The 13552-nt window shown below is 70.8% G+C and carries 11 protein-coding genes; 6 read left to right on the forward strand and 5 right to left on the reverse strand.

The window, feature by feature from the left end; genetic code table 11:
• The first annotated feature begins 77 nt into the window (after positions 1-77).
• Positions 78-1313: a GNAT family N-acetyltransferase gene (locus tag OG472_RS17420; protein ID WP_405941701.1), complete on the forward strand. Its 1236-nt coding sequence runs from the start codon at positions 78-80 to the stop codon at positions 1311-1313.
• A gap of 31 nt (positions 1314-1344) precedes the next feature.
• On the opposite strand, the gene OG472_RS17425 is transcribed toward OG472_RS17420, so the two are convergent.
• Positions 1345-2154 (reverse strand): Fpg/Nei family DNA glycosylase, encoded by an 810-nt coding sequence (locus OG472_RS17425; RefSeq protein ID WP_401602026.1) that lies wholly within the window; start codon positions 2152-2154, stop codon positions 1345-1347.
• A gap of 69 nt (positions 2155-2223) precedes the next feature.
• A complete protein-coding gene (locus OG472_RS17430; RefSeq protein WP_112448590.1) occupies positions 2224-2709 on the reverse strand; it encodes a ribose-5-phosphate isomerase in 486 nt (161 codons plus the stop codon).
• A gap of 219 nt (positions 2710-2928) precedes the next feature.
• Here OG472_RS17430 and OG472_RS17435 point away from each other — a divergent pair, with 219 nt between their 5' ends.
• On the forward strand, positions 2929-4362 hold the full coding sequence (locus OG472_RS17435; RefSeq protein ID WP_401602028.1) for an amino acid permease: 1434 nt from the start codon (positions 2929-2931) through the stop codon (positions 4360-4362).
• 75 nt (positions 4363-4437) lie between these two features.
• On the opposite strand, the gene OG472_RS17440 is transcribed toward OG472_RS17435, so the two are convergent.
• Positions 4438-5022, reverse strand: a complete 585-nt coding sequence (locus OG472_RS17440; protein ID WP_383575724.1) for a biotin transporter BioY — start codon at positions 5020-5022, stop codon at positions 4438-4440.
• A 286-nt stretch (positions 5023-5308) separates the two neighbouring features.
• Here OG472_RS17440 and OG472_RS17445 point away from each other — a divergent pair, with 286 nt between their 5' ends.
• Positions 5309-6706, forward strand: a complete 1398-nt coding sequence (locus tag OG472_RS17445) for an amino acid permease (RefSeq protein ID WP_405941702.1) — start codon at positions 5309-5311, stop codon at positions 6704-6706.
• 64 nt (positions 6707-6770) lie between these two features.
• On the opposite strand, the gene OG472_RS17450 is transcribed toward OG472_RS17445, so the two are convergent.
• On the reverse strand, positions 6771-7553 hold the full coding sequence (locus tag OG472_RS17450) for an SDR family NAD(P)-dependent oxidoreductase (RefSeq protein ID WP_405943189.1): 783 nt from the start codon (positions 7551-7553) through the stop codon (positions 6771-6773).
• A 181-nt stretch (positions 7554-7734) separates the two neighbouring features.
• Here OG472_RS17450 and OG472_RS17455 point away from each other — a divergent pair, with 181 nt between their 5' ends.
• Entirely contained in the window at positions 7735-9135 is a 1401-nt protein-coding gene (locus tag OG472_RS17455; protein WP_405941703.1) for an amino acid permease, read from the forward strand.
• 160 nt (positions 9136-9295) lie between these two features.
• A complete protein-coding gene (locus OG472_RS17460; protein WP_030384709.1) occupies positions 9296-9952 on the forward strand; it encodes a superoxide dismutase in 657 nt (218 codons plus the stop codon).
• Positions 9953-10100: 148 nt separating this feature from the next.
• Here the strand turns inward: OG472_RS17460 and OG472_RS17465 are convergent, their stop codons facing one another.
• Positions 10101-10745, reverse strand: coding sequence for a DsbA family protein (locus OG472_RS17465; RefSeq protein WP_351303809.1), 645 nt, complete (start codon positions 10743-10745; stop codon positions 10101-10103).
• Between the two features lie 139 nt (positions 10746-10884).
• Between OG472_RS17465 and pepN the strand changes: the two genes are divergently transcribed.
• On the forward strand, positions 10885-13443 hold the full coding sequence (gene pepN, locus OG472_RS17470) for an aminopeptidase N (protein ID WP_401602034.1): 2559 nt from the start codon (positions 10885-10887) through the stop codon (positions 13441-13443).
• Positions 13444-13552: the final 109 nt, after the last annotated feature.

Here is a 13552-nt window from a genome sequence, read left to right on the forward strand (position 1 = left end):
GGTACCCCCGGACCCGGGGCCTCCGGACGCCCGAAAACGCTTCGACTGGGACGGAATGCCCTGATAGGGATGGCCGCATGGCTCTTGAGATGCGCGTATTACAGGCTGATGAGTGGGATGTCTGGTACGACCACCTGGAACTGGCGTTCGGTGGTGTGCCCGAATCCCCCGAGGAGCGGAAACTCTACAAGTCGCTGACGGAAGCGGAACGCTCCCTCGGCGTCTGGGACGGCGACGCGTGCGTCGGCTCGGCCGCCGCCTTCAGCTTCCGCCTCTCCGTGCCGGGCGGGGCGATCGTCCCCGCGGCCGGCGTCACGATGGTGGGCGTCTCCCCCACCCACCGCCGGCGCGGGGTGCTCAGCTCCCTGATGCGCCGGCAGCTGGACGACGTCCGGGCGGGTGGCGAACCGCTCGCCGTGCTGACGGCCTCGGATCCGGCGATCTACGGGCGGTTCGGCTACGGCACCGCGACGTACGCGCTGGAAGTGGACATGGACAAGACCCGGGTACGGCTCTCCGTGCCGCCGGGGACGGACGAGGTGCGGCTGCGCCTCGTCGACCCGCGGGAGGCGCTGGCCGACTGCGAGCGGGTGTACGCGGCGCTGGTCCCGAGGCGGCCGGGCATGCCGGCCCGGCAGCCGGGGTGGGAGGGGCAGTCGCTGCTGGATCCGGCCGAAGGGCGCTCCGGCACGTCACCGCTGAAGTGCGTGGTCGCCGAGCGGGCTGACGGCGAGGTGGTCGGGTACGCCCGCTACCGGGTGAGGGCCGACTGGGACCGGTCCGGCTCGGACGGCAAGGTCGAGGTGAGCGACCTCGACGCGCTGGACCCGGCGGCGTGCGCGGCGCTGTGGCGCTTCCTCTTCTCGATCGACCTGACCTGGAGCGTACGGGCGTCCCGGCGGCCGGTGGACGATCCGGTGCTGCACCTGGTCACGGACATACGGAGGTCGCAGCCGCGGGTCCGGGACTCGCTGCACGTACGGCTGGTGGACCTGGCGGCGGCGCTGGAGGCGCGGACGTACGCGGCTCCGATGGATGTGGTCCTGAAGGTGGAGGACCACTTCTGCCCGTGGAACGCGGGGCGGTGGCGGCTGGTCGCCGACGGCAAGGGCGCAGCCCGCTGCACGCGGACCGAGGAGCCGGCGGACCTGGAGCTGTCGGTCCGGGAGCTCGGGTCGGCGTACCTGGGCGGGTTGGTCCTCACCTCGCTCGCCGCGGCCGGCTTCGTGCGCGAACTACGCCCGGGCGCCCTGACGGAGGCCTCGCGCGCCTTCGCCGGGGACGTGGCCCCGTGGCTCCCGCACGGCTTCTAGCGCCGGTGCCGGTTCACCTGCCGGTGCGGGCCTAGCGCTGCTGACAGCCCGGGCACCAGAAGAGGTTGCGGGCGGCGAGATCGGCGGTGCGGATCTCGCCCCCGCAGATGTGGCAGGGCAGGTTCGCCCTGCGGTAGACGTACACCTCGCCGCCGTGGTCGTCCACCCGCGGCGGGCGGCCCATCGCCTCGGGCAGGTGCTCGTCGCGGACGGTGTCGATCCGGTTGTTGCGCACGCCCTCGCGCATCAGGGCGGCCAGGTCCGTCCACATGGCGTCCCATTCGGCGCGGGTCAGGTCCTTCCCGAGCCGGTACGGGTCGATGCCGTGGCGGAAGAGGACCTCGGCGCGGTAGACGTTGCCGATGCCCGCGACGATCTTCTGGTCCATCAGCAGGGCGGCGACGGTGGTGCGGGACCGGGAGATCCGCTGCCAGGCCCGGTCGGGGTCGTCGGCCGGCCGCAGCGGGTCGGGGCCGAGCCGCTCGCCTATCGCCCGCTTCTCCTCGTCGGTGATCCATGCGCAGGTGGTCGGGCCGCGCAGGTCCGAGAAGTACGCGTCGTTGGCCAGCCGCAGCCGGACCGTGTCGGTGGCCGGCGGGGCGGGTGCGGGGCCGAGCGCGTACTTGCCGAAGAGTCCGAGGTGGATGTGGATCCAGCCGCTCTCCGCGAACCCCAGGAAGAGGTGCTTGCCGTGGGCGTCGACGCCGTCCAGGATCCGGCCGTCGAGCAGAGCCGCGCTCTCTGCGAAGCGCCCCTGGGGGCTGCTGACGGCGACCTCCCACCCGGCGAACCGTTGCAGGTGGTCCTGGGCGAGGCGGTGGATCGTATGCCCCTCGGGCACGGCGGACTCCTGGGAAGAATGAAAACGGCCGTGCCACCCCCGGAGGGAGCGGCACGGCCGGAAGCGGGATCAGCCCTGCGGGTGGTGGGCCGGGATCGGGGGGAGCTCGCCGGTCTGCTCGTAGGCGGAGAGCATGTCGATGCGGCGGGTGTGCCGCTCCTCGTCGGAGTACGGGGTCTTCAGGAAGGCGTCGATGAAGCTGACGACCTCGTCCTGGGTGTGCATGCGGCCGCCGACGGAGATGACGTTGGCGTTGTTGTGCTCGCGGCCGAGCTCTGCGGTCTGGACGCTCCACGCGAGGATGGCGCGGATGCCCTTGACCTTGTTCGCGGCGATCTGCTCGCCGTTGCCGGAGCCGCCGATCACGATGCCGAGGCTGCCGGCGTCGGCGGCGGTCTTCTCCGCCGCGCGGAGGCAGAACGGCGGGTAGTCGTCCACCGCGTCGTAGATGTGGGGCCCACAGTCGACGGGCTCGTGGCCGTTGTTCTTGAGCCAGTCCACCAGGTGGTTCTTGAGCTCAAAGCCGGCATGGTCGGATCCGAGGTACACGCGCATGGGACGAGTGTGGCACGAAGGGGCACGGCGGCCCGCAGGGGGTGTCGCGTAAGTCACTTCTAAAGCTCAAGTAAACCCAAAGAGCCCAGATGGGACACGGCGGGACCTTGATCCGGAACGTTCGCCCGAACGCAACGATCCGGATTGAGGTCTTCCGTCCCGCGTTCATCTCAGGTTTGAATGCCGGGGCTCGCAACCCGAGAACCTAAGGATCCGTCCATGAGCTCCACGACGACCCTCCAAAAAGAAGGCGACCCCACCGGTATCCCCGGTGAGGGCCAGCCCTCCGATGGTCTGAAGGCCGGTCTCAAGAACCGCCACCTGTCCATGATCGCCATTGGCGGCGTCATCGGCGCCGGCCTCTTCGTCGGCTCCGGTGGCGGCATCGCCAAGGCCGGTCCCGCCATCCTGATCTCCTACGCGCTCGTCGGCGCGATGGTGGTCTTCGTGATGCGGATGCTGGGCGAGATGGCCGCCGCCAGCCCGAACTCGGGCTCCTTCTCCGCCTACGCCGACCGGGCGCTCGGCCGCTGGGCCGGCTTCTCCATCGGCTGGCTCTACTGGTTCTTCTGGGTCGTCGTGCTCGCCGTGGAGGCCACCGCCGGTGCCGCCATCCTGGAGAGCTGGATCCCGGCCGTCCCGCAGTGGGGCTGGGCGCTGATCGTGATGGCGGTGCTGACCGCCACCAACCTCGGCTCGGTCGCCTCCTACGGTGAGTTCGAGTTCTGGTTCGCGGGCATCAAGGTCGTCGCCATCGGCGCCTTCGTGATCGTCGGCATGCTGGCCGTCTTCGGCCTGCTGCCGGGCTCGGACAACCCGGGCGCGGGCTTCGCGCACCTGACCGACGCCGGGGGCTTCTTCCCCAACGGCTACGGCGCGGTCCTCACCGGCGTGCTGATGGTCGTCTTCTCCTTCATGGGCAGCGAGATCGTCACCCTGGCGGCCGGCGAGTCGGAGAACCCCCGCAAGGCGGTCACCCAGGCCACCAACTCCGTCATCTGGCGGATCGGCGTCTTCTACCTGGGCTCGATCTTCATCGTGCTGACCCTGCTCCCGTGGAACGACAAGTCGATCACCGAGAAGGGCTCGTACGTCGCCGCCCTCGACTCGATCGGCATCGCGCACGCCGGCACGATCATGGAGGTCATCGTCCTGACCGCCGTGCTCTCCTGCCTGAACTCGGGCCTCTACACCGCCTCCCGCATGGCCTTCTCGCTCGGTGAGCGCGGCGACGCCCCCAAGGCGTTCGCCAAGGTCAACTCCCGCGGCGTGCCGGTGGCCGCGATCCTGGGCTCCACGGTCTTCGGCTTCGTCGCCGTCTACTTCAACTACGCCTTCAAGGACACGGTCTTCAACTTCCTGCTGAACTCCTCGGGTGCCATCGCGCTCTTCGTCTGGCTGGTGATCTGCTTCACCCAGCTGCGGATGCGCGGGATCCTCGTCCGTGAGGCCCCGGAGAAGCTGACCGTGAAGATGTGGCTCTTCCCGTGGCTGACCTGGGCCACCGCCGCCCTGATCACGTTCGTGATCGGCTACATGTTCGTGGACGACGCCAACCGCGAGGTCGTCACCCTGTCCACCCTGGTCGCCGGCGTGGTCGTGCTCGTCGGCGTGGTGCTGGACTTCCGCCGCAAGAAGGCCCTGCAGGGCTGATCGCACGTGCACGTACGCCGGAGCCCGGCCCGCCTTCACAAGGCGGGCCGGGCTCCGGTGCGTAGCGGGGGCCGCTCAGCCGCGGCGGCCGGCCAGCTTCCAGGCGGCCGGCAGGGCGCCCATGGCCAGCGCCGCCTTGAGGGCGTCGCCGATCAGGAACGGGACCACGCCCTTCGCAACGGCCACGCCGAGGGACATCCCGGTGGCGGCCATCAGGTACGGCACGCCCACCGCGTAGATCACGGCCGAGCCCAGCACCATCAGGCCGGCGGTGCGCAGGACCGAGCGGTCGCCGCCGCGCCGCGCGAGGGCGCCGACGACGGTGGCGGCGAGCAGCATGCCGAGCACGTAGCCGAAGGAAGCGCCGCCCGCGCCGGAGGTCCCGCCCGCGAACCACGGCACGCCGGCCATGCCGACGAGGGCGTACAACGCCAGCGAGAGGAAGCCGCGGCGCGCACCGAACGCGGTACCGACGAGCAGCGCGGCGAAGGTCTGGCCGGTGACGGGGACCGGGGAGCCGGGAACGGGAACCGCGATCTGGGCGGCCAGCCCGGTGAGCGCGGCGCCGCCGACGACGAGCGCGATGTCGCGGACGCGGCTCGCGGGCAGCAGATCGGCGAGGACGGCGCCGGGCCGGAGGGAGACGGAGGCAGTGCTCATCGGGAGGCTCCACGGGGTGGGGGTGGCAGGACGATCACCGACGCTAGTGCGCGCTCCGCCGCCGCCCCACCGCCGCCCGGGACAAAGCCGCGCTCCCCGCTTTGGTGGGGATTTCACAAACCCGATGCCTCACACTCGAGTCGGCGTGATCCTCGTCACGAGGAACATCAGACAGCACGTCCGTTTTGCACGAAAGACCGCTGCTCAGCGAGACTGTAGGATCCCGCCAATTCTGACGCGGGGCTCCCACCGCCACTGGGCCCGAACGAGAGCACGAGCACCCTTCATGCGTGAGCGCCTGGAAGAAGCACCTCACCCCTCGGGCGACCTGCCCGCGGAACCCCTCAGCCACAGCCTCAAGCAGCGCCACCTGACCATGCTGGGCCTGGGCGGCGTGATCGGCGCCGGGCTCTTCGTCGGCTCCGGAGCCGGCATCGGCATCGCCGGTCCCGCGATCATCTGCTCCTACCTGCTCGCGGGCGTCCTCGCGATGCTGGTGATGCGCGCGCTCGGCGAGATGTCGGCCGCGATGCCCGCCTCCGGCTCCTTCTCGGTCTACGCGGAGAAGGCGCTCGGCCGCTGGGCCGGTTTCTCGGCGGGCTGGCTGTACTGGTTCCTGCTGGTCGTGGTGCTGGCCGTGGAGGCCACCGGCGCGGCGAAGATCGCGAACGGCTGGGTGCCCTCGATCGACCAGTGGGTCTGGGTGCTGCTCTTCATGGTGGTCTTCACCGTGAGCAACCTGGCCGCGGTGAAGAACTTCGGCGAGTTCGAGTTCTGGTTCGCCGCCCTCAAGGTCGGCGCGATCGTGCTCTTCCTGATCCTCGCCACCCTCGCGATCTTCGGCGTGCTCCCGGACACGGAGCCGGTCGGCATGGCCAACCTCACCGGCCACGGCGGCTTCTTCCCCGAGGGCTTCGGCGGAGTGGTCGCGGGCATGCTCGCCGTCATCTTCGCCTTCGGCGGGCTCGAGGTCGTCACCATCGCCGCCGCCGAGTCGGACGACCCCGCACGGTCGGTGTCCCGGGCGGTGCGCAGCGCGGTGTGGCGCATCCTCTTCTTCTACGTCGGCTCGATGGTGGTCATCGTGACCCTGCTGCCGTGGGACTCGCTGAAGCCGGGCGAGAGCCCCTACGTCGCGGTCCTCGACTCGATCGGCATCCCGGCGGCCGGTCAGATCATGAACATCGTGGTGTTCGTGGCCCTGCTGTCGGCGCTGAACGCGAACCTGTACGGGTCCTCGCGCATGGTGTTCTCGCTGGCCGAGCGCGGCGAGGCGCCGAAGTCGCTGCTGAAGGTCTCGGGCGGCGGCGTGCCGCGCCGGGCGGTGTTCGCGTCGGTGGCCTTCGGCTTCGTGTCGGTGGTGCTGAACCTGCTGTGGCCGGACACGATCTTCCTCTACATGCTCAACGCGGTCGGCGCGGTGCTGCTGTTCGTGTGGGCGCTGATCGCGGTCTCCCAGCTGAAGCTGCGCCGGATCATCGAGCGGGACATGCCGGAGCGGCTGACGCTGCCGATGTGGCTGTTCCCGTACGCGACCTGGGCGGCGCTGATCGGGATGGCGGCGGTGCTGGTCCTGATGCTGTTCGACGACTCGGCCCGGCCGCAGCTGCTGTGGTCCACGGGTGCGGCGGCCCTCGTCCTCGTGGTGGCCTTCGTGCGGGAGCGGCGCACCCCGACGTCCTGACCGGCCCCCGGCCCCAGGCCGTGCGAAGGCCCCCCGCGCACCCGGCGCGGGGGGCCTTCGCGCGTCAGGTGCGCAGGTACGAGGCTCCGTTGACGTCGAGCACGGTGCCCGAGCTCCAGCGCGCGGCGGGCGAGGCCAGGTGCAGCACGGCGGCGGCGACCTCCTGCGGGGTGCCGACCCGGCCGAAGGGGCTCTGCGCGCGGATCCGCTCGCCCTCCTCCCCTTCGAGCCGCCCGGCGACCCGCTCGGTGGCCACGAAGCCGGGCGCCACGGAGGCCACGGCGATGCCGTGCGGGGCCAGGGAGACGGCGAGGGACTGGCCGAGTGCGTGCAGGGCCGCCTTGGTGGCGCCGTAGGCGGGGTGGTCGGGCTCGCCGCGGAACGCCCCGCGCGAGCCGATGTTGACGACGCGGCCCTCCCGCCGGCCGGCGATCATGCGGCGGGCGACGCAGTGGGTGAGGTTGGCCGGGGCGAAGAGGTTCACGGCGGCCGTCTGCCGCCAGGCCTCCTGCCAGTCGGCGTACGAGGTCGTGGGCAGCGGGTGCGCGACCATCACGGCGGCGTTGTTCACGAGGACGTCGATGCCGCCGAGCGCCTCATCGGCCTCGGCCGCGAGGGCTTCCACGCGGTCCGGGTCGGCGAGGTCGCCGCTGACGAGGACGTGGCCCTCGCCCGGCAGGTCCGCGAGGGTGCGCTCGGCGTCCGCCTGCCGGACCGTGCAGTGCACCGCCACCCGGTCGCCCCGCTCGGCGAAGGCCGTGGCGATGGCCCGTCCGATGCCCCGCGAGGCCCCGGTGACGAGCACCCCCCGGCCCGTGGCGGCCAGTTCCCGTATGCCGTGGTCCATGCGTCCGTCCACCGGTCCCCCCTGTCGTCGCGTCAGCCGCGTCCTGTCGGCAGCGTACGGGGATGATCACGGCCGGTCATCCGGCTGTCCGCATATCGGACGTCAACCATCCGAAGATCGGACAGAGGTGAGACTGGGGCACCTCATCACGTCCCCCCGCACACCGGACAGGCACACCCCAATGAGCCAGAGCACCCTGACACCCCTCGAACCCCCGCAGACCGGCGCCGGCTCCCCGCTCGGCAACGGGCTCAAGCAGCGCCACCTCTCGATGATCGCCCTCGGCGGGGTCATCGGCGCCGGGCTCTTCGTGGGATCCGGAGCCGGCATCGCCGCCGCCGGCCCCTCGATCGTGCTCGCGTACGCCGCGTCCGGGCTGCTCGTGATGTTCGTGATGCGGATGCTCGGCGAGATGTCCGCCGCCAACCCCGCCTCCGGGTCCTTCTCGGTCCACGCGGAGCGGGCGATCGGCCCGTGGGCGGGATTCACCGCCGGCTGGATGTTCTGGACGCTGCTCTGCGTGGGCGTGGCCATCGAGGGCATCGGCGCGGCGCACATCATGACGGGCTGGTTCCCGGGCACTCCCGCGTGGATGTGGGTGCTGGTCTTCATGGCGGTGTTCTGCGGCTCCAACCTGGCCGCCGTCTCGAACTTCGGCGAGTTCGAGTTCTGGTTCGCCGCCCTCAAGATCGGCGCGATCGGGCTCTTCCTCGGCCTGGGCGTCCTGGCCGTCCTCGGCCTGCTGCCCGGCACCTCCTCCCCCGGCGCCGCCAACCTGCTCCACGACGGCGGCCTGTTGCCCCACGGCGTGGACGGACTGCTGGTCGGACTACTGGCCTCGGTCGTCGCGTACGGCGGGCTGGAGACGGTGACCATCGCGGCCGCCGAGTCCGAGAACCCCGTCGCGGGCGTGGCCAAGGCCGTGCGGACCACCATGTGGCGGATCGCGATCGTCTACGTCGGCTCCATGCTGGTCATCGTCACCCTGCTGCCGTGGAACGACCCGGCGGTCACGGCGGACGGCCCGTACGCCGCCACCCTGGACCGCCTGGGCATCCCGGCCGCCGGCGAGATCATGAACGTGGTCATCCTGATCGCCCTGATGTCCGCGATGAACGCCAACATCTACGGCTCCTCGCGCATGGCCTACTCCCTCGTCTCCCGCGGCCAGGGCCCCAAGGCGCTGGGCAAGGTCTCGGGCGGGGTGCCGCGCCAGGCGGTGCTCGCCTCCTGCGGCTTCGGCTTCGTCACCGTGCTGCTGTCGTACTGGTACCCGGACACCCTGTTCGCCTGGCTGCTCAACATGGTCGGCGGGGTCATCCTCGTCGTCTGGGGCTTCATCGCCGTCTCCCAGTTCGTGCTGCGCCGGCGGCTGGAGCGGGAGGCCCCCGAGAAGCTCGTCGTGAAGATGTGGGGCTTCCCCCACCTCACCTGGGTGGCGCTGGCCGGCGTGGCCGGGGTCCTGGTGCTGATGGCGCTGGGCGAGGACACCCGGGTCCAGGTGGTCTTCACCGGCGGGCTCACCGTCGCCCTCGCGGTGACCGGATACGTGCTGCAGCGCCGGGCCGCGGCCGCGCGCTGACCCACGCTCCACCGCAGGCAGGCCCCGTGCGTTCGCACGGGGCCTGCCTGCGTTTTACAGAGGTAACCCTTACGTGTGAGGCGGAATAGATACTGCTAGCGTGCAGTTGCGCATTGATTGCAATAAGCAGTTGGCACGCTGAGGGGACCGGATAACACGCATGGCCATCTACACGCTTCCTGAGCTTCCGTACGACTACGCGGCGCTGGAGCCGGTGATCAACCCGCAGATCATCGAGCTGCACCACGACAAGCACCACGCGGCCTACGTCACGGGCGCCAACAACACGCTGGAGCAGCTGGCAGAGGCGCGCGACAAGGAGAACTGGGGCGCCCTCAACGGCCTCGAGAAGAACCTCGCGTTCCACCTCTCCGGCCACATCCTGCACAGCATCTACTGGCACAACATGGCCAGCCCGAAGACCGGCGAGGGCGGCGGCGAGCCCACCGCCGCCGACGGCCTGGGCGACCTGGCCGACGCGATCACCGAGTCCTTCGGCTCCTTCGCGAAGTTCAAGAAGCAGCTGACCTTCGCCTCCTCCGCCACCCAGGGATCCGGCTGGGGCGTGCTCGCGTACGAGCCCGTCAGCGGCCGTCTGGTCGTCGAGCAGGTCTACGACCACCAGGGCAACGTGGGCGTGGCCAGCACCCCGATCCTGGTCTTCGACGCCTGGGAGCACGCCTTCTACCTGCAGTACAAGAACCAGAAGGTGGACTTCATCGAGGCGATGTGGAACGTCGTCAACTGGCAGGACGTGTCCAGGCGCTACGCCGACGCCAAGGCGAACACCCCGCTGCTGATCCCCGCCAAGGGCTGATCGCAGCACGAGCCCTCCCCCAGCCTTCGGCCGGGAGGTGCCCCCAGCCTCGTGATCGTCTTCTCAAACATCACCTGCGGGGCACGTAGAACGGAAGACCCCCGTGAGGACGTGACTCACGGGGGTCTTCTGTGCGTACCGGCAGGCCCTACTCGAAGGACGGGCCCTTCGTACGGGTCCGCTTGATCTCGTAGAAGCCGGGCGTGGAGGCGACGAGCAGGGTGCCGTCCCACAGCCGGGCCGCGGCGTCGCCGCGCGGGGTCGGGGTGACGACCGGGCCGAAGAAGGCGACGTCGCCCTCGGCGCCCGGAACCGAGATCACCGGGGTGCCGACCTCCTGGCCCACGCGGTCGATGCCGTCGTTGTGGGAGGCCCGCAGCACCTCGTCGTACTCGTCCGAGTCGGCGTACGCGAGCAGCTCGGCCGGCAGGCCGACCTCGGCCAGCGCCTCGGCGATCACCTCGCGGGTCGGGCCCTTCTCGTCGTTGTGGATGCGGGTGCCGAGCGCGGTGTACAGCTTGCCGGTGATCTCGTCACCGTGCTTCTGCTGGGCCGCTATGACCACGCGGACCGGCGCCCAGCCCTTGGGGCCGAGCAGCTCGCGGTAGGTCTCGGGCAGCTCGTCGAGCTTGTTCTCGTTGAGGACGGCGAGGCTCATCACGTGCCAGCGGACCTCGACGTCGCGGACCTTCTCGACCTCGACCATCCAGCGGGACGTCATCCAGGCCCAAGGGCAGAGCGGGTCGAACCAGAAGTCGACCGGGGTCTTCTCGCGCACCTGGGTCTCGGTCATGTCTCTCCTCGGTCTCGTCTCAGTCGGAAAAAGGGCATCACTGGCGCATGTTCTCCGTGGCCAACCAGTACGCCGTCGCACGCATTCCCCTCGTGCGAGGATTCGACTCAAGAACGCGATCACGCACGAAGGAGTGCACGTGCCCGGTGAGAATCTGTCCCGCGACGAGGCCCGCGAGCGGGCCGAACTGCTGTCCGTCGACGGGTACGAGGTGGTCCTCGACATCAGGTCCGCGGTGGACGAGGCCGAACCGGCCGAGGGCCCCCGGACCTTCCGTTCGGTGACGACGATCCGCTTCCGGGCCGCAGCCGCCGGCGGCTCCACCTTCGCGGACCTGATCGCCCCCTCGGTGAACTCCGTGACGCTCAACGGCCGGGCGCTGGACGTGGCCGCCGTCTTCGACGGGGCGCGGATCGCCCTGGACGGCCTGGACGCCGAGAACGTCCTGGTGGTCGACGCGAACTGCGCGTACAGCCGGACCGGCGAGGGCCTGCACCGCTTCGTGGACCCGGAGGACGGCGAGGTCTACCTCTACACCCAGTACGAGCCGGCCGACGCCCGGCGGGTGTACGCGAACTTCGAGCAGCCGGACCTGAAGGCGCCGTACCGCTTCGAGGTGGCCGCCCCCGAGGGCTGGCAGGTGTGGAGCAACGGCGCGGAGGAGTCGCGCGAGGCCGGGGTCTGGCGCTTCGCCGAGACCCAGCCGATCTCCACGTACATCACGTGCGTGGTCGCGGGCCCCTACCACTACGTCACGGACACCTACACGCGCGGGGACCTGACCATCCCGCTGGGTGCGATGTGCCGCAAGGGCCTGGCGAAGCACTTCGACGCGGACGACGTCTTCCTGGTCACCAAGCAGGGCTTCGACCTCTTCCACGAGATCTTCGACTACCCGTACCCCTTCGGGAAGTACGACCAGGCCTTCGTGCCGGAGTACAACCTGGGCGCGATGGAGAACCCGGGGATGGTGACCTTCCGGGAGGAGTACATCTTCCGCGGCAAGGTCACGCAGGCCTCGTACGAGCGGCGCGCGAACGTCATCCTGCACGAGATGGCGCACATGTGGTTCGGCGACCTCGTCACCATGAAGTGGTGGGACGACCTGTGGCTGAAGGAGTCCTTCGCGGACTTCATGGGCTCCTTCGGGCTCGTCGAGGCCACCCGCTTCGACCAGGCGTGGGTCACCTTCGCCAACAACCGCAAGGCGTGGGCCTACCGCGCCGACCAGCTGCCCTCCACGCACCCGATCACGGCCGACATCCGTGACCTGGAGGACGCGAAGCTGAACTTCGACGGCATCACCTACGCCAAGGGCGCGGCGGTGCTGAAGCAGCTCGTGGCGTACGTGGGCCGGGAGGCGTTCCTGGAGGGCGCCCGGCGCTACTTCAAGGCCAACGCGTACGGCAACACCACCCTGGACGACCTGCTGTCGGTGCTCGCGGAGGTCTCCGGGCGGGACATGGCCGAGTGGTCGCGGGCCTGGCTGCAGACGGCCGGCGTGAACGTGCTCACCCCGGCGGTGACGTACGACGCCGCCGGGCACGTGACGGAGCTGGCGGTCGTGCAGGAGGGCGGCGAACTGCGGCCGCACCGGGTCGCGGTGGGCCTCTACCGGCTGGAGTCCGACGGGACCCTGGTCCGCTACGCGCGGGCCGGGGCGGACGTGTCGGGCGCGCGCACCGTGGTCGCGGAACTGGCGGGCGCGGAGCGGCCCGACCTGGTCCTGGTCAACGACGAGGACCTCACCTACTGCAAGATCCGCTTCGACGAGGGCTCGCTGGCCACCCTGCGGGGCCACCTCGGCGACCTGACGGACCCCCTCGCCCGGGCCCTGAGCTGGTCGGCGCTGTGGAACCTGACGCGGGACGGCCTGATGCCGGCGCGCGACTTCGTCTCGCTGGTCCTGGCCCACGCGGGCCGCGAGACCGACGTCGGCGTCCTGCAGCAGCTGCACGCGCAGGCCCTGACCTCGGTCACCCACTACGGGGCACCGGACTGGCGCGAGCAGGGCAGCCGGGAGCTGGCGGCGGGCGCCCTGCACCAGCTGCGGCTGGCGGCGCCGGGATCGGAGCACCAGCTGACCTGGGCCCGCTTCTTCGCGGCCGGCGCGGCGACGGAGGGCGACTTCCAGCTGCTGCTGGGGCTGCTGGAGGGCTCGGCCCGGATCGACGGACTGGACGTGGACCAGGAACTGCGCTGGGACTTCCTGCTGCCGCTGGCCGCGCACGGGGCGGTGGACGAGGCCGTGCTCACCGCCGAACTGGCGCGGGACGACACGGCGTCGGGCAAGCGGCACCAGGTGCGGTGCCTGGCGGCCCGACCGTCGGAAGCCGTGAAGGACCAGGCGTGGGCGGCGGTCGTCGAATCGGACGCGCTGTCCAACGCGCTGGTGGAGGCGACGATCGCGGGCATGCAGCAGTCTTCGCAGCGGGGCCTGCTGGCGGCTTACGCGGGGCGCTACTTCGAGGTGATCGAGCGGGTGTGGGCGGACCGTTCGATCCAGATCGCGATGGACGTGGTGAAGGGTCTGTACCCGTCGCTGCAGAGCGACGCGGCCACGCTGGACGCCACCGACGCGTGGCTCGCCGCGCATGCCGATGCGGCTCCGGCCCTGCGCCGCCTGGTGCTGGAGGCCCGCGACGACCTGGCCCGGGCCCTGCGCGCCCAGGCCTGCGACGCGGCAGCGGGCAACTAGCCTGCGGCACCGCTGCCGGGGCGCTGCCCCCGAACCCCCGCGCCTCAAACGCCGGCGGGGCTGGAAGATCCAGCCTCGTCGGCGTTTGAGGCGCGGGGTCTGGGGCGGA

Source organism: Streptomyces sp. NBC_00207 (assembly GCF_045160965.1).
Taxonomy (GTDB): domain Bacteria; phylum Actinomycetota; class Actinomycetes; order Streptomycetales; family Streptomycetaceae; genus Streptomyces.

Bases quoted from the DNA above. Each gene is read 5' to 3' on its own strand.
- OG472_RS17420 (WP_405941701.1), top strand. From the start codon at position 78: ATGGCTCTTGAGATGCGCGTATTACAGGCTGATGAGTGGGATGTCTGG.
- OG472_RS17430 (WP_112448590.1), bottom strand. From the start codon at position 2,709: ATGCGCGTGTACCTCGGATCCGACCATGCCGGCTTTGAGCTCAAGAAC.
- OG472_RS17435 (WP_401602028.1), top strand. From the start codon at position 2,929: ATGAGCTCCACGACGACCCTCCAAAAAGAAGGCGACCCCACCGGTATC.
- OG472_RS17440 (WP_383575724.1), bottom strand. From the start codon at position 5,022: ATGAGCACTGCCTCCGTCTCCCTCCGGCCCGGCGCCGTCCTCGCCGAT.
- OG472_RS17445 (WP_405941702.1), top strand. From the start codon at position 5,309: ATGCGTGAGCGCCTGGAAGAAGCACCTCACCCCTCGGGCGACCTGCCC.
- OG472_RS17450 (WP_405943189.1), bottom strand. From the start codon at position 7,553: ATGGACCACGGCATACGGGAACTGGCCGCCACGGGCCGGGGGGTGCTC.
- OG472_RS17455 (WP_405941703.1), top strand. From the start codon at position 7,735: ATGAGCCAGAGCACCCTGACACCCCTCGAACCCCCGCAGACCGGCGCC.
- OG472_RS17460 (WP_030384709.1), top strand. From the start codon at position 9,296: ATGGCCATCTACACGCTTCCTGAGCTTCCGTACGACTACGCGGCGCTG.
- OG472_RS17465 (WP_351303809.1), bottom strand. From the start codon at position 10,745: ATGACCGAGACCCAGGTGCGCGAGAAGACCCCGGTCGACTTCTGGTTC.